Annotated in this window: 14 protein-coding genes; 11 read left to right on the forward strand and 3 right to left on the reverse strand. The window is 37.0% G+C overall.

Going from position 1 to position 16239, the window contains the following annotated elements:
* The first annotated feature begins 1 nt into the window (after position 1).
* Together O4O04_RS18585 and rlmD are read left to right on the forward strand one after the other, a co-directional pair.
* Positions 2–1129, forward strand: coding sequence for a quinone-dependent dihydroorotate dehydrogenase (locus tag O4O04_RS18585; RefSeq protein WP_272533362.1), 1128 nt, complete (start codon positions 2–4; stop codon positions 1127–1129).
* On the forward strand, positions 1126–2661 hold the full coding sequence (gene rlmD / locus O4O04_RS18590; protein ID WP_272533363.1) for a 23S rRNA (uracil(1939)-C(5))-methyltransferase RlmD: 1536 nt from the start codon (positions 1126–1128) through the stop codon (positions 2659–2661). Before O4O04_RS18585 ends, rlmD begins: the two co-directional genes overlap by 4 nt.
* A 38-nt stretch (positions 2662–2699) precedes the next feature.
* On the opposite strand, the gene O4O04_RS18595 is transcribed toward rlmD, so the two are convergent.
* The gene (locus O4O04_RS18595; protein WP_272533364.1) at positions 2700–3704 is read right to left on the reverse strand and encodes a hypothetical protein; all 1005 of its coding nucleotides are present in this window, start codon (positions 3702–3704) and stop codon (positions 2700–2702) included.
* 131 nt (positions 3705–3835) lie between these two features.
* Here O4O04_RS18595 and O4O04_RS18600 point away from each other — a divergent pair, with 131 nt between their 5' ends.
* The 4 genes from O4O04_RS18600 (at position 3836) to O4O04_RS18615 (ending at position 7298) form a co-directional block, all read left to right on the forward strand.
* Positions 3836–5044: an argininosuccinate synthase gene (locus O4O04_RS18600; RefSeq protein ID WP_272533365.1), complete on the forward strand. Its 1209-nt coding sequence runs from the start codon at positions 3836–3838 to the stop codon at positions 5042–5044.
* A gap of 3 nt (positions 5045–5047) precedes the next feature.
* Complete coding sequence (gene coaD / locus O4O04_RS18605; protein ID WP_272533368.1) at positions 5048–5548, forward strand: pantetheine-phosphate adenylyltransferase; 501 nt, start codon at positions 5048–5050, stop codon at positions 5546–5548.
* Between the two features lie 148 nt (positions 5549–5696).
* Positions 5697–6776, forward strand: coding sequence for a caspase family protein (locus O4O04_RS18610; protein WP_272533369.1), 1080 nt, complete (start codon positions 5697–5699; stop codon positions 6774–6776).
* A gap of 9 nt (positions 6777–6785) precedes the next feature.
* Entirely contained in the window at positions 6786–7298 is a 513-nt protein-coding gene (locus O4O04_RS18615; protein WP_272533370.1) for a hypothetical protein, read from the forward strand.
* Between the two features lie 54 nt (positions 7299–7352).
* Here the strand turns inward: O4O04_RS18615 and amt are convergent, their stop codons facing one another.
* Positions 7353–9626, reverse strand: coding sequence for an ammonium transporter (gene amt, locus O4O04_RS18620; RefSeq protein ID WP_272533371.1), 2274 nt, complete (start codon positions 9624–9626; stop codon positions 7353–7355).
* A 67-nt stretch (positions 9627–9693) separates the two neighbouring features.
* The gene (locus O4O04_RS18625; protein ID WP_442915916.1) at positions 9694–10389 is read right to left on the reverse strand and encodes an LIC13411 family adhesin; all 696 of its coding nucleotides are present in this window, start codon (positions 10387–10389) and stop codon (positions 9694–9696) included.
* 52 nt (positions 10390–10441) lie between these two features.
* On the opposite strand from O4O04_RS18625, the gene O4O04_RS18630 reads away from it, so the two are divergent.
* From O4O04_RS18630 to O4O04_RS18650, 5 genes are all read left to right on the forward strand, one after another.
* Complete coding sequence (locus tag O4O04_RS18630) at positions 10442–11488, forward strand: helix-turn-helix transcriptional regulator (protein WP_272533373.1); 1047 nt, start codon at positions 10442–10444, stop codon at positions 11486–11488.
* Complete coding sequence (locus O4O04_RS18635) at positions 11485–12975, forward strand: DUF2779 domain-containing protein (RefSeq protein WP_272533374.1); 1491 nt, start codon at positions 11485–11487, stop codon at positions 12973–12975. The genes O4O04_RS18630 and O4O04_RS18635 overlap by 4 nt, the downstream gene beginning before the upstream one ends.
* Before the next feature lie 81 nt (positions 12976–13056).
* On the forward strand, positions 13057–14028 hold the full coding sequence (locus O4O04_RS18640; protein WP_272533375.1) for an alpha/beta hydrolase: 972 nt from the start codon (positions 13057–13059) through the stop codon (positions 14026–14028).
* A gap of 44 nt (positions 14029–14072) precedes the next feature.
* Positions 14073–14882 carry an LIC13212 family protein gene (locus O4O04_RS18645; protein WP_272533376.1) on the forward strand — a complete coding sequence of 270 codons (810 nt, stop codon included), beginning with the start codon at positions 14073–14075 and terminating at the stop codon, positions 14880–14882.
* Between the two features lie 20 nt (positions 14883–14902).
* Positions 14903–16237: a phospholipase C/P1 nuclease family protein gene (locus tag O4O04_RS18650; protein ID WP_272533377.1), complete on the forward strand. Its 1335-nt coding sequence runs from the start codon at positions 14903–14905 to the stop codon at positions 16235–16237.
* Positions 16238–16239: the final 2 nt, after the last annotated feature.

Genomic DNA, 16239 nt, shown 5'->3' on the forward strand with positions numbered 1-16239 from the left:
TATGGAAAGCCTTGAAAAAGAATCTATATTCCATAAGCTAGTAAAGGTGAACCGAAATGCATTTTATAGCTATCTTCTAAAACCACTATTCTTTCGGTTGTCTCCTGAGAATGCTCATGAGCTTGCAAAAGGATTACTTGAGCTAGGAGACAAATTTCCCTTCTTCTTATCAACACTGCATTCCATTACAAATTACAGTTCCGATAGACTTGTATCAACTGTAGCCGGAATCAAATTTGAGAATCCATTGGGTATGGCAGCTGGATTCGATAAGACAGGTGAACTTTATCCATTTCTTTGCAAATTAGGATTTGGTCATATTGAAATTGGAACTGTAACCGGAGAAGAACAACTGGGCAATCCGCGTCCACGTTTATTCCGCTATCCTGAATTCAATGCCCTCATAAATCGAATGGGGTTTAATAATCCAGGTGCTGAGAAAATGAATATCACCTTAATGAAGCAGCCAAGGATCAACGTACGCGGCATCAATGCTGGCAAGACCAAGATTGTTCCCATCGAAGATTCAGCACAAGATTATGCAAAGTCATTTAGGATCTTAGGCAAATACGCAGATTATGGTGTTATCAATATTAGCTCTCCCAATACACCAGGACTTCGAAGTCTGCAAGGACGGGAAGCATTCAGAAAACTATTTCTTGATATAAAACAAGAATTAGGTGGATCTTTTGATTTTCCTATATTCGTGAAATTTGCACCTGATTTATCGGATGAAGAACTTCTCGAAAACTTACAAGAAGCTTTGGATCTAAAAATATCTGGTGTAATCTTAACCAATACAACCCTAGATAAATCTTCATTGGGGTTGGCTAAGCCAGAGGAAGGTGGTCTATCTGGTGTACCACTTCGAGATAGGGCATTGCATTGTACTAGAATTGCATACAAATTTCTGCAAGGTCGGATTCCGATCATCGGTGTTGGCGGTATCGATTCAGGGGCATCAGCATTGGAACGAATTCAGGCAGGAGCGAACATCATTCAGATTTACACGAGCTATATCTATCAAGGACCATTTCTGCCTTGGGAAATCAATAAGCATATAGATGAGTATTTAAAGAAATCAGGTAAGAAATCAATTTCTGAAATTGTCGGAGAAAAAAACAAATGAACGATCGAAAACCGCCATTTAAGAAATCTAGTTTCAAAAGGAAAATTCGAACTCAGGAAAATTCTAGAACAGGAACAGAACCCTTTGCAAAATCGGATGCACCTTCCAAATTTGATCGAAAAGAAAAACCTCAGCCTCGCAAATACGACGATACTCGGCTCAATCCAAAATCTCGAAATCAATCTGACAGTAATTCAAAATCAAGGTTCAAATCTGATTCTGCACACAAATCTAAAACTCGATTTCAGCCTGATGAATTATCCAATGCGAAAACTCGATATAAATCCGAAGCTCCATTCAAAGGAAAATCCAAAATAAAAAACACAATTGACCATCACCAGAATTCTGATCCTGAACGAAAAAATCTTTGTCAGCATTTTGGAATATGTAGTGGTTGCACAACTCTAAATAAAAAATATGCTTCTCAACTTAAGAGCAAAGATACAAAGCTAAGGGATTTATTTCAGGAATTTAGAAAACTTACCATTGCACCCATCGTTCCCTGCCCAGAAGAATTTCATTACCGATTCAAATTGCAGTTGCCCTTCGGCAGAAAGTCAGTTGGTCACAAAAGTTTTGTCACTCTGGGATTGCATAGCGTTGATAATCGATTTATAGTTGATCAAGCCGAATGTAAGATTCAAGACTTGGGACTTACTCGAGCATCTCAGGCTATTCGTCTCTGGGCAAGAAAAGAAAAAATTACACCTTACAATGAGAAGACGGGAAACGGGATATTACGCCATGCATTGATCCGTAAATCTTTTGCTACTGGAGAAATCCTAGTTGGTATTATTCTCAACGATTATGATTTACCCAATCGTAAGGATTTCTCTAAATCGTTGTTCTCAACCTTGCGCGATGCCCTCGGTAAAAAATCTGAATTTGGTAAACTCGTTGGAATCGTAATGAATTCAAATATGAAAAATACCAATATGGTTCTTGGTAAAGATTTCTCTTTACTATGGGGTAGATCCTATTTAAAGGAAAAGATTGGACCTTACCATTTCAAAGTGGGATTGAATAACTTCATTCAAGTCAATCCGTACCAGACAGCTACTTTATATAATTTAATATTGGATGAGATTCCAGAGAAATCGAAAGTTGTAGATGCCTATTCAGGAATGGCAACGATCGGTATCTGGATTGCTAGCAAAGCGAAAGAAGTAATCTGCACAGAAGAAAATCAAGATTCATTCCGAGCGGGCATTGAAGCAATCAAGATGAATCATATCAAAAATGTAAGAATCAAACAAGGACGCTCTGCTGAGGTTTTGCCTGAGACACTAGCAAAAGAAGATCCAGATGTTTTAGTTCTGGATCCTCCTCGGATTGGTCTCGATGAGAAAACGATTGAAGGAATTTTGTCCAATCCACCTAGAAAAATCGTTTACGTATCTTGTGATCCGGACTCACTATTAAGAGATTCTAGAATCTTATCAAGGGGCTACTATTTAACAAAGCTTACACCAATCGATATGTTCCCGCAGACAGGTCATATTGAAACAGTTGCAGTATTTGAGACCAAATAAGTATAAGGCTTCGATTCTCTAAATGGAAGCGAATTGAATTATTGGAACTTTTTTCCTAGAAACAAGCTGAACGAAATATCATCGATTCGGCTGTTGCCCTTTGCAGTCACAACTCTTTCTTGACCTAAGTAAACCATCTCAGCAGCTAATTCGCCACCAAAATAAATTCCATTCTCAAGATAGTATCTCATTCCCGCAGCGCCTCCAACTTTCAAAGCATAACTCTTGGTCGTGGATTCATATCCAATACCAAATAGCGGCTTTAGATATGGATCAAAAGCTGATTCATTATTAAAATGATAAATCGCATTAGCTTCAACAAATATAATTTTGTTCAAATCTACCGAATTTGCAAATGTTCCCAAACCAGTAAATTCATATCCAATAAATCTTTGGATAACATCTTCGGAAGGTGCACCGAATTGACCTGGAAATCTTGCAGTACCTTGAATAAATAATCTCGATAATGCATTGTTCGGAACATTACTAGCTTTGTATTCTTTGTAATCGATTCCGATTCCCAATCCCCAATGATCAGTAAATCCTTTTTCATACATAAGGCCAAAATGTTCGCCTCGTACATTGATTCCTTCATAAGATTGTGAACCATAATAAAAAGCGGCTTTCTGAGCATCAGATCCATAAGTATATGTATAAAGCCCGTCAAATCCAGAAGTCTGTAGGGACTTATTTACATTATTTACTGCGGGGCCACCAATAAAAAGAGATCCTCCACCGCGAGCTTCAACATAATTAGCTCCTTGGGTAAATCCGATTGGCATAGATGCCGGACGGTGTCTTGGCGAGGATATTGATGAAGTAGGTTCTTCTTTACTTTCCGATTTCTTAATTTCTTTATTCGATTTTTCTTTTGGATCTAGCTCACTTGAGTCAGATGAATTATTTTGAAAGCCAGGGATTCTATCTTGTGGAAGAGTAGTTGGATCTCTGCGATCGTCTTGTGCCTGCACCAAAGTAACAAAACCGAACAAAAAGAATGTTAATATGGTTAATTGAAATTGAATACTCGACTTTCGAATCATAGTAAGAGTTTTTTAATAAAAAGAATACCGTCAATTGATTATTGGGTTTTTTGAATCTGATAGGGAACTTGCTTTTTGATGAAAAACAAGATTGAAATCGTTCGAAAAGCTAATATAGTGGCGTAAAGTCAATGAAAGAATCTCCAAAAAAAATTATATTAGCTTATTCTGGTGGTTTAGATACCTCAGTGATCCTCGCTTGGTTGCGTGATACTTATGGATGCGAAGTAGTCGCCTTTTGTGCAGACGTAGGGCAGAAGGAAGAACTCAGTGGATTGGAAGAAAAAGGATTAAAGACAGGAGCATCGAAAGTTTATATCGAAGATCTTCGATTAGAATTTGCACGAGATTATATTTATCCAGCTATCAGAGGTAATGCTCTCTATGAAATGCGTTATTTGCTAGGAACTTCTCTCGCAAGACCCTTGATTGCAAAAGCGATGGTTGATGTTGCAAAGAAAGAAGGAGCAGATGCTTTCTCTCACGGTGCCACAGGGAAAGGCAATGACCAAGTCCGTTTCGAGCTAACTTTCAAGGCACTCGCACCAAATTCCCAGATCATCGCACCGTGGAGAACATGGAATTTTGGTGGAAGACAAGAACTGATTGACTATGCCAAATCTAAAGGAATTCCAGTTCCTGTAACAGCCGCTAAACCTTACTCAATGGATCGAAATCTTATGCATCTTTCCTTTGAAGGTGGGATTTTGGAAGATCCGTATAGAGAGCCAGATCCAAGTATGTTTTTATTATCAGTCTCTCCTGAAGAGGCACCTGATAAACCGACCTATGTGGAACTTGAATGGGAGAGAGGAGATTGCGTTGCTGTCAATGGCAAGCGAATGAATCCATTAGAAGTGATGGAAACTTTGAATGAGGTTGGTGGAGCCAACGGCATTGGTCGGGTTGATATTGTTGAGAACAGATTGGTCGGTATCAAGTCTAGAGGTGTTTATGAAACTCCAGGTGGTACAATCCTTTTTCATGCACATAGAGATCTTGAATCGATTACATTAGATCGAGAAACTCAGCATATGAAAGATGAACTTGTGATTCCGTTTGCAAAATTGATTTACAATGGTATGTGGTTCTCAAGCCAGATGAAGGCCGTTCGAGCCTTTATAGATACTACTCAAGAATTTGTTTCTGGCACAACTCGCGTTAAACTGTACAAGGGAAATTGTTCGGTAGTGGGACGTAAATCTCAAGTTTCACTTTACAATCCTGAAATGGCGACATTTGAGAAAGAGGCATTGTACAATCAATTTGATGCTGAAGGATTTATCAACTTATATGGATTGCAACTGAAAGAGACCTCTAAATTACGAGGGACTCCTTAAGCAATGAATCGACTTGCAATATATCCAGGATCATTTGATCCCATGACGAATGGGCACCTTGATCTAATCAAAAGATCCTTACAATTGTATGACCGAGTCATTGTTGCGGTTGCAAAAAATTCTCGAAAAAACTCTTTCTTCACAGTAGACGAAAGAGTGGAACTTATTAAGAAATCTCTTCCAGGATTGGAGCGGATTGAAATCGATACATTCAGTGGTTTAACTGTTGATTATGCCCGAAAACGAAATGCAAAGGTGATCATTCGTGGGCTGAGAGCGGTGACAGATTTCGATTATGAATATGCAATTTCACTTATGAATAGCAAACTCGCTCCAGACATTGAAACAATCTTTCTTATGGCTAGCAATGAACATTCTTTTATTTCATCGACAATCGTCAAAGAAGTAGCAAGGCATGGTAGGGCAGTCTCGAACCAAGTTCCTGACGTCGTAAATGAAGCATTGCTTCGAAAATTTCAATCCCAAGATTTTGATCAAGACTGACAATCATATCGATTGTGTAGAAAATTAGAATATATTATAGTTTTTACATTTTTTTCTGAAATTATTTATTTCAAAAATGTAAATTTGATTGCTAATAAAAACGAACCTATCTGATATAGAGCATTCTGTATTTTAGAGTAGGCAATAAATGATTCGTTGGGTTCTATTTATTTTTCTAATTTGTTTTTTTCAGAGTCCGATTTTTTCCCAGACACTTCATGCGCTGATTTCAGTTGATAGCAACGACGAATCTATTGGTCGGAGTGTCAAAAAGGATGGTGCGCTCATGCGTGATCTTGTAAAAAAAATTGCAAGTGAGACAGGTATGACCCTCAAGCTTACCTATTACGAAGGTAAACAGTTTACTTTAAAAAATAATAATAATGCCATTAATAATTTAAAACCCTCCGCAAATGATATGGTTTTTGTCTATTTCTCCGCACATGGTTACCGAACTCAAAAAACAAAAACCAAATGGCCTTTGGTCTATCACGCTGAATCAGATGACGGCCTAGATTTAAATAAAGTTTACCAAACTATTGCAAGTAAAAAACCTAGATTTCAAATCGTCATGGCTGATGTGTGCAATGAACTCATAGAAATGGATGAAGATTCTCCACACGTCGCACCGCGATCTACCAATTCAAATGAATCCGTTAACTACAAAGCACTTTTCCTGAATAGCAAAGGAGGAATCATTAGCTCTTCTTCCAAACCTGAACAGCTTTCTTATGCTTTGGAAAAAGGTGGAGCGTTCACTTTGAACTTTCTTGCAGCGCTAAAGACAGCAACAAGATCCACAAGTCTTCCTAAGTGGACAAATATAATGAATACTGCAACCAAAGTAATTGGCAAAGGAACTGATGCAAGGCAAGATCCTCAATACCAGGCATTCAATCTTGTTGATGGAGGAACATCTTCCGTTGCAGTAAGTACAACCACTTCTAATATTCCAAGTCCGCCACCTTCTCCGACAAACTCATCTAGTAATAAAAATAGTTTTAAGTTCAAAGAAGGTAAATTAGTTCAAAAATCCGCAAAAAAATGGATTCTTACTTGGGAAGGCGTTGATTACAATCTAAAACAATATGAGAAAGAAGACGACATGATTTATCTTGAAAGCCCAGAAGATGAATCTTATTACTGTCTAAGCATAGAACAGAGAATGTTATGGATCTATGACGACAATTCAGAAGATTGGGAAATACTTGTCGATCCACTTAAATAGGAGATTATTATGAAATATCTAGCTTTATCCTTTATTATATTATTGTCCAGTGTCGCTTGTACATCGAAGCAACCTACCAATAAACCAAGTCTGATTCCGAACAAATCGCAACAAGGAGAGGAAGCAATGAGCTTTCCAAAAAATGTAGAAGAGTATATTGGTAAGGAAACTATGGCTGCTCTTAAAAAAGCAAAAACTGGTGAAAGCTATAAAGTAGGTTCTAAAAAATCTGATTCTGGTAAATTATTGGCAGGTTACCCAATTCTTGAAAAAGGAAAGGATTTGACATCAGGCCAGATTAAAACATTAACAACTATACTGTTAGATTCGAAATCCTTTGTTTTTCCTACTGCTAAAAAAGTTATGTTTCTTCCTAAATATGGTTTCAAATTAGATGAAGTGATCGTTCTAATAGATTCGACACATCAGATGGTTTCCATTCCCGTCGGAGATAAATCCAATGTGGAAGACTATGACCCTATCCAGAAAAAAATTGACACTTTGATTTCTGATCTATTTTAGATATTGTTTATCCGTTCAAAATGTTCAGAAAAGGGCTGCTAGAAATTCCTATGATTACGCTGGATTGACTTGGAACGTATCTACAATTCTATGCATATTGATTGAGTCTTGACTTAAGACGCCACTCATAGAATCCAATTCTTGTAATTGATTCACCATACTTTCCGTGTTGAGTTTTATATCATCAAATAGCTGATGCATATGATGGAGTTCTTCGAAACGAATTTTAATATCATTAGCTACTAATTCGCTTGTATCTTGAACTTCTCCGATTGATTGGTGGATCGTGTCCGTTTTTGACGAATACTCAGTTACCGATTCAACCACTTTTTCCATATACCTTGTCAAATCAGGTAGCTTCTGCAAAATTTGATGAAAGGACTGACTCGTCTCTCGGATGGATTCCGTTGATTTATGAATCGTATCCCAGATTTCTCGAAGATACATGGAAGCTTGCTTCGCATTTGAACCAGTCTTCTCAGAAAGCTTTGATATATTCTCAGCTACAATCGTAAAGCCAGCACTTTCTTCACCACCTCGAGCAGATTCAATGGCTGCATTGATGGACAGCATTCCGAGTTGATCTGCGATTTTTTGTAATCCTAGGACAATCTCTTCCACTTTTTTTGCAGACTGGTTCATTCCTTCCATGCTAGAACCAGTCTTTTGCAGAATCTTCTCGCCTTCCGATGCTAACCCGTCTATTTCTGAAACGATCTTATTAGATGAATGAATATCTTTTTCGATAATCTGAATCTGGGTTGCGAGCTCTCCAGAGAGATTGAGAACTCGGTTGGACACAATGTTCTGCGCATCCGCTTTATCCATAACCATTTCCAGAGATGCCTCAAGTTTATAGAAAAGTCCTTGGATAAGATTGTTCTTCTCTTGTTGTTCCGTGATTCCCCGTAGGATTGTTGCTGTGGCTTGATCCAATTGCTTGGATCCACGTTCAATACTATCAGAATTTACTTTGACGATGCCGATGATCTGTGCTAGACTAAATATCAATCTATTGAAATATTCCGCTATCACTCCCGATTCTGATCCCCGATCAATGACTAGTTTTAATCTTAGGTCTTTAGATTTTTCAATATAGTTCATTGTGTTCATGAGATCAAGCCAGACTGTTTTGGATCCGTGCTCAGATTCGTTGAGACCACGTTCTTCGTCTTCAGCAGATACTCGTAGTTTGGTGGCAAATTTCAATACAGAAAACAAAATGATACCCAAACCAAAAGACCAAGCTCCGCAAGTAACTACTCCAATTAATTGAATTTTAAATTGCTCGAATCCTCGAAGAGATGGATCGATAGAAAATAAACTAACTGCAATCGTTCCCCAGATTCCTGCGGCTCCATGAACTGGAAATGCTCCGACAACATCATCTAAATGCAACCAGTTCTCCATCGCATAGGTTACAACTTGTACTATTAGCCCAGCTATAAACCCTATGATCAATGCTTGGGAAGGGTTGACGATTGAGCAACAGGCTGTAATACCTACCAATCCACCCAAAACTCCATTGATAGTTCCCTCCACGCTTGGAATTCCTTTTTGGATATATGAGAAAAGTATAGCTGCGAATCCTCCTCCGCAGGCTGAAATTGTTGTATTAACAATGATTAGTGGAATCGAATCGTTGAATGATAATGTACTTCCACCATTGAATCCGAACCATCCAAACCAGAGAATGAATGCTCCGAGTACAGCGATTGGAAGATTGTGGCCAGATAATTCACGAGGTTTTCCTGCTTCATCGAAGCGATTGGCTCTGGGTCCAAGAACTATAACACCTGCTAATGCAACCCAGGCTCCAACAGAGTGAACTACAGTGCTTCCAGCAAAGTCGTAAAATCCAATTGCACCAAGCCATCCACCGCCCCAAGCCCAGTGACCAAAAATTGGATAGATCAAGATGGACACAAACATAGAACAAACTACATAAGCATTGAATCTTATTCTTTCTGCAACCGCACCTGATACGATAGTAGCCGCAGTTCCCATAAAAGTAACTTGATAAAGAAAGAATGCAAATTCTTTACCGCCTGCCATTCCTTCCAACAAAAAGGTATCATCTCCGAAATAGCCTTTAAAACTCGAGCCGAACATCAAGCCAAAACCTATAATAAAAAAGCAAACTGAACCTACTATATAATCGATTATGTTTTTGATTGCGACATTGATGGAATTCTTGGATCTTACCAAACCGGTTTCAAGCAATAGAAATCCAGCCTGCATAAAAAATACCAATGCTGCGGCTATGATGAGCCACATAATATCAACGTCTTTAGATAGGTTGCGAAAGGCTGGTATAACCTCATCCATATTTAAAACCCTCATTCGATAAAATATATATAAGATGCAAAATCAAACAGGCACTAGTCGAAATAGACTACTCGGAAGATTCTACGTCATCATTCAGTATATCTATTGTCGTTAAGCCGATCATAAAATCAAAGACCTCGGCAAGATTTACACCGACTCGAGCACCACCATAGGCACCAATGAATACATCAATTTGCCAAATGTAGTTAGCAGGATATCCAAACGGTTTTTCTTTTTCTTTTGGAAGATAGGCTCGAATTGATTCGTCCGCATCATCGCCCAAGATATTCTCAACCATCTTTTTTTGAAACTTTTCCTTCTTACGTTTCTTCCTGTCTTCAACCGGATCATTTAAGAATGAAAAATATCTCATCTTATAACTTTTCTTGTTAGCCCTCTCATCTAGAAGTAGCGGAATCCCATTCTCGTCCGTCTGTAATTTACCTTCATCGTTCCGGATTGGCTCACCTGAATAAAAAAACTCACCACCTAGAAATCCGAAGACCAATTGCTGAGTGCGGTATTTTCCAAAATCTCCACCCCGAAGACCAATTCCAGAACCTAAATCTCGTTTACCAAGTTCACTCTCTCCACCTGCAAAATATATACCTAAAGGTAGAGGACCAACTCGGACTCCAACGCCATAAACAGGTGTTTCCAAACCAAATTGGACGATATCTTGCAAATCTTTTCGACGGTTTTCCCTGTAAGAGGCACATTGTGTAATAAAAATCAGAATAAGTGCGATATGAATTCGGTGCATTTACATTCTAAAAACGCTTGCTAGACAAGGTCTGCAAGGAAAAAAATAGAATATGCAAGAGGACATCGAACTAGGCATAGATCCCTACCCAATCAATGATACGGAATCTAGGCTAATTACATTATTATTTACACTTTTGAAATATCCTCAAGGACTTACTTACCAACGGATTCGTTCTTATATTCCAGATCATTACAACAATGAAAATCAGGAATCTGATCAGAAAAAATTACATAGAGATATGGAAGAACTCAGTAAGCTTGGATTTCCTGCTTATTTCCACCGAGAGACCAATACCTACCATGTAGACGGGGATACTCCTGAATCAAAATTACAATTTAGCCATGAAGAATTGGAATCTCTATCTATGGCGTTGATTTCAAAGGCCATGCAAGAAGGTGGCAATTTCAAATCTGCAAACGATTTCGAAATCAAATCACTTGCACAAAAAGTATTCGGTGGGAATACCAAGATTCATACAGAGTTCCATAAAAAAATTTGGACAAATCATAAACAAAATTTATCTTCCAAAGTTTCGGAATCAGAAGAAGATGATTCTCAAAATGATACAATCACTGAAACCATATTGTATTCTATAAAATCCAAAATCCCGATCAAGATTCAATATGAAAGAAAATATGGAATTCCTGTTATGCGAGAAATAGATCCAGTTCAATTGATTCGAAAAAATTCTCAGGATTTCTACCTTTATGCATTTGATAGAGAAAAGCTAGACTATAGGAATTTCTTAATTCCTTGTATAACAAAAATTATAAAATTAGAAACCAATTTTTTTAAAAATCATGCAACAAAGAAACCTTTTCAAAATTTTCATCCATTGATGTTTCCTTTTCATGATCCAATAGAAATTGAAATTAAGATCCAAGAATCATATGCTGATCTATTAAAAGACTATTTGAATTCAGTCGATTTCCAATCCAAACAAAATATAATCAGTTTCAAATCTACAAATTCTAAAGCGATATTTGCATTTCTTCTAAAAAACGAAAATATCATTCTAGGTTTAGAGCCAAAATCGGTGAGAGATGAATATGAACTGTATTTGAATAAGATTTCATCGCTTCATAAGACTGCATGACAGATCCTAAACCATCTTTTCGATTTATAACTAAATCTAAATTGTTAAATTTGAATCGATGTGAGAATCTATTTAGATTCAATTTGTTGTATAAAGATCAGAGAAAGGTAAAATCATTCGAAGAGAATTTTGGTTTAGAGAATGATCGTGTTCGTGCGCTAGCCTGTTCTCAATATCCCGAAGGAATTCATATTCCAAAGTATGGAGATATACAATTAGCCGCGATTGAAACTAGAAGAAATCTAGAACTATTCAAAACAATATTCCATCCTGTTCTAATTTATGAAGATCTGATATCATCTCCTGATATGCTAATTCATATAGGCGATGGCGTATACGATGTATGGGAAATTAGCACATCAATAAATACTAAGCGTGATTTCGAATTGAGCTTTGCTTATCATAAGAAAGTTTTAGAATTTGAGAATATTAAAATAAATCGTTATATGGGAATAAAAATCAATTCGGAATATGAATTGGATGGAGATTTGGATCTGAGTAATTTTTTTATTACAAAAGATTTCTCTGATAAGTTGTTGAAGCACTCAGAAACTATTGAATTGTTGATAAACCAAATTCGTCAAATTCGAGATGGTCAAGAAGTTTCTACACCGAAATCTCAATGCCAGAGTTATAAGGTGTGCTCTTATACGGAATTGTGTTTTCCTAATTTAGATTCTGGTGACATCTTTACTCTAAGAGAGTCAGCGAAAACTGCAGTTGATTTGTATCATAGTGGTATCTTTCATCTCAAAGATATTCCTGATAATACAGAACTCTCGGATAAACAAAAAATTCAGATTGCTACATCTAGATCTAATCTTCCTCACCAAGATACGAATAATATTTCTTTATTTTTGGATCGATTGAAATTTCCAATTTACTATTTGGATTTCGAAACAATCAATCCTCAGATTCCATTCTATCAAAAATCAAAACCTTACCAACATATTCCATTTTTATTTTCTTTGCATAAATGGAACGGTGATTTTTCTACTGAACCTGAACACTTTGACTATATTCAAGAAGATTTCAATGATCCTCGTCCTGGAATTCTAAAACAACTTTCAAAAATCATTGAGCCAGGAGGAACAATTCTCTGCTTCAACGATTTCTTCGAAAAGCGTTGCTTACAAGAATCGACTCAAGCTTATCCTGAATATAAGAGCTGGTTTGAATCTATTCGTTCTTTTTTCTTAGATGCTGCTATTCCATTTAAGTCTCTTGATTACTATAGTCCAGATCAACATGGCAGTGCCTCGCTCAAAGATATTTTACCTGCATTGACTGGAGCTTCACATAGTCACCTTGATATACAAAATGGTCATGCAGCTAATCTTGAGTATTTGAAATTGATAAGAACTGGCGAAGAAAATTTGGAAGTCAAGAAAATCATCTGGAATAGACTAAGGGAGTACTGTAAAATGGATACATATGCTCTTTATCTAATTCACAAAAAATTGACAGAGATAGTGAATCAGAAATAAACAGCAAAGATAGAGGGTTGTATGGTCGGAATTCAACGTTTTTTTTTAAAGCTTGTCCTTGCGCTCCCGTATTCATGGAAATTGAAAATAGCTGGAGGCGAACTCATCAAAATCCAAGGCAAAGAGCTCGACATAGATATGCAAATTGTCTGCAAACTCAGTCGATTCAATCCGAAAATAGAGAACTATAAGCCAACCAAAGCAAGAAAAATTTTTGCCCAATCAATGGCGATCCTTATGCAGTCCCCGAATGCTCTTCCAAAAGTTGAAACGACCGTAATAGGTGGATTAGGTGACTCTTTTAAAATTAGAATTTATAACTCAGATCCAACACGAGATAAGCATCCTATTATAGTTTATTTACATGGCGGTGGTCATGTTGTTGGTGATATTGATACTTATGACAATATCTGCCGCTATCTCGCTCACCGTACACCTTGTATGGTTTTTTCAGTTGATTATCGTCGAGCACCTGAATTTCCTTTTCCAACTCCATTAGAAGATTGTTATAGAGCATACCAATGGGTCAAAAACAATGCATATCGATTGGGAGGCAATCCTGAGAAGATTGCAATAGTAGGAGATAGCGCCGGCGGTAACTTAGCGCTTGCTACATCATTAAAATTGAAAAATGAAGGACAAATTTTACCGAATTTTCTTGGACTCATTTATCCAGTTGCTGAAATGTCTCGCGAATACCCTTCCTACCAAACATTCAGTGATGGCTTCTTACTTACTCGAAATTTACTGCGCTGGTTTCGTTCTAACTATTGCTCAAAAGAATCAGACAGATTAAACCCGCTAGCTAGTCCATTGCAAGCAGACAATTTTGTAGGATTTCCCAATTGTTATGTCTCAACGGCAGGATTTGATCCACTGTCTGACGAGGACAAAGAACTAGTTCAAAAATTAAGTAAATCTGGTGTAAAAGTCACGTATTCCGATTTCCCAGGAATGGTGCATGGATATTTTAATATGGGCGATTTTATTCCTTCGGCAAGAGAAGCTGTTGATGATTTGTTGAAATTTATAAAAACCGAATGGTCAACTTAAAGACCGACCAAGGCGGTTTCGATAATAGAAAGCAGGGGTATTCTATGAAATCCGCAATTAAATTCATACTTATAATTCTAGCATCATTAACTATATTGGTTCATTCCGTATATTCAGAAAAAACCAAAGCGATGACTTATAAAGAAAGGGAAACAGAGAAACAGATTGATGCGCAGAGAAAATCTGGTTTCTCGGATGTAGAAATTGATACTTTGCATGAATCGATTTCTACTAACCTTCAAGAAATTAAAAAATTACGGGATATGGGAGTGGAGAAGCAGAGTGCTATCTATCTCACCGATATCCCAGCAACTGACACTGATATTTTCAAAACGGACAAAGATGGTAAAACATACATTCAATTTGCATTACCCCAAGGTCAGTCTTATGTTGATTGGCCAAAAATCTATTTATACGACGGCGTTGGATTTATCTACCCAAGTGAAGACTATAGCCAACTAGATAAAATTGTTCTAATGTTTCGAAGAGTGAATGCGGAAGGTCAGCAATACACTAAAGAAATGCGCCGCTTGATAAACCCAACACCTAAAAACAGCGTTACCAATGAAGATGGTACAGTTAGTACGGATTCCAACTCGGATATTCAATTAGAATATTATCAATCCATGACTTCCAACACTGTATGGCCTGATAAACCAATTTTGGATAATGAGCCAGATGTAAAGATGGAATTGAACAATGCGGACAATCTGTTACCTTATGAGAAACAGAAATTGATAATGCATCAATATAAAAAAATTCTTCGTAAAGTTGATAAGATTGTAGCTCTAAGGTTGCGCGGACTTCAACTAGATCAGAGAAGAATGGTAACAAAAATGTTGGAATATAAATAGACCCTATTTAATATAGGGCTATGATTCTAAAAACTATTGTCTTTCTAGGAATATTTCTAACATACAATCTGTACGCTTGGGGCGAACATCCTTTAGGTAGTTATCCCGCGCTTCAAGCTCTGAAAGAATTAAAAGATTCCAAGCCAGTCAAAGTAGAATCGCTTGAAGATTTTCTCATCAAAGAAGAAAGCAAACTTGCAGAACTATTAGAGTTACAAGAAAAATGGCTGCAAGCTAATGTATCTCCCTATAAGCATAGACCCGATGAATTGAAATTTATTGCGAATGGCGATCGCAAGACAATCAAAGAAAGATTCTTCAATTCAATCCGAGTGAATCCTAATTTCAAAACGCTATCCTATGTTCAACAATTACCTAACAAAAATCAAAGCAATTGCAATCGACTGAATATCAATAAGGTCACCGTATTTCATGATAACTCTTTCTGGAACAATGTGAAAATATGTGAAATAAAACCTGGAAGTTTTGTTCACCCAATCGATGTTATAGCAACAGCAACCGACGAACCAGACTTCGGATTAGATATTGGTCTATTCGAAAACAATGAAACTTCACATGGCGGTATTTATGGATTTGGAGTTCAAGCATTTGGAAATCCAAAATTAGAATTCTCAAGTCAGACACCTTTTCATATCGGATTCTTTCATGAAAATTTTGTAGTCTTCGGACTAGCAGGCTTTTTAAAAGAAAACTACCCGCATATTCGTGCTTATCAATATTTGGAATTAGCCAAATTCGCTTTTGCATCAGGTCATGATTACTGGGGACATAGATTTCTTGGATGGGGCTCACATTATATTCAAGATCTAACTCAACCATATCACTCAACAGTATCACCAAATGCAAGTACTGGTGGAATGCTATGGAAAAATACAATTGCTATGATTGGATTTCCGCAATCCAAAGATGATATGATTCAGCTTTTATCAAACCGTCATTTGGTTTTAGAAGACATTCAAAGAAATTTATTGATCAAAATACACAGTGAATCCGATTTTGATCATATTCTTTTTAAATCCTTTCAACAAATTGATAATGACAGTAAATATCCAGAGGTCGATTACTTCTATTCGATTCAATCGGTCGCAAAAGAATCAAATTCTAAATCTAAAATCATTGATTCCTTAATATCAGAAGAAGTTCCAGCGTTGTATGTGAATGACCCGACATATTCATATGATAGTCATGACGGTAAAACTAATATTTATCAGATTTTGAAATCGGACCACAAACAAGTTCTAATTAATTTTGAAAAACCTTTAGCTGAACTATTTAAAGCCTTTGGATCACATACAAGAAATTATGTTCGCGCAGGACTCAAAGAAAGAAGATAAAT

The sequence above is a fragment of the Leptospira sp. GIMC2001 genome (assembly GCF_028462125.1).
GTDB lineage: Bacteria > Spirochaetota > Leptospiria > Leptospirales > Leptospiraceae.

Bases quoted from the DNA above. Each gene is read 5' to 3' on its own strand.
- O4O04_RS18585 (WP_272533362.1), top strand. From the start codon at position 2: ATGGAAAGCCTTGAAAAAGAATCTATATTCCATAAGCTAGTAAAGGTG.
- rlmD (WP_272533363.1), top strand. From the start codon at position 1,126: ATGAACGATCGAAAACCGCCATTTAAGAAATCTAGTTTCAAAAGGAAA.
- O4O04_RS18595 (WP_272533364.1), bottom strand. From the start codon at position 3,704: ATGATTCGAAAGTCGAGTATTCAATTTCAATTAACCATATTAACATTC.
- O4O04_RS18600 (WP_272533365.1), top strand. From the start codon at position 3,836: ATGAAAGAATCTCCAAAAAAAATTATATTAGCTTATTCTGGTGGTTTA.
- coaD (WP_272533368.1), top strand. From the start codon at position 5,048: ATGAATCGACTTGCAATATATCCAGGATCATTTGATCCCATGACGAAT.
- O4O04_RS18610 (WP_272533369.1), top strand. From the start codon at position 5,697: ATGATTCGTTGGGTTCTATTTATTTTTCTAATTTGTTTTTTTCAGAGT.
- O4O04_RS18615 (WP_272533370.1), top strand. From the start codon at position 6,786: ATGAAATATCTAGCTTTATCCTTTATTATATTATTGTCCAGTGTCGCT.
- amt (WP_272533371.1), bottom strand. From the start codon at position 9,626: ATGGATGAGGTTATACCAGCCTTTCGCAACCTATCTAAAGACGTTGAT.
- O4O04_RS18625 (WP_442915916.1), bottom strand. From the start codon at position 10,389: ATGCACCGAATTCATATCGCACTTATTCTGATTTTTATTACACAATGT.
- O4O04_RS18630 (WP_272533373.1), top strand. From the start codon at position 10,442: ATGCAAGAGGACATCGAACTAGGCATAGATCCCTACCCAATCAATGAT.
- O4O04_RS18635 (WP_272533374.1), top strand. From the start codon at position 11,485: ATGACAGATCCTAAACCATCTTTTCGATTTATAACTAAATCTAAATTG.
- O4O04_RS18645 (WP_272533376.1), top strand. From the start codon at position 14,073: ATGAAATCCGCAATTAAATTCATACTTATAATTCTAGCATCATTAACT.
- O4O04_RS18650 (WP_272533377.1), top strand. From the start codon at position 14,903: ATGATTCTAAAAACTATTGTCTTTCTAGGAATATTTCTAACATACAAT.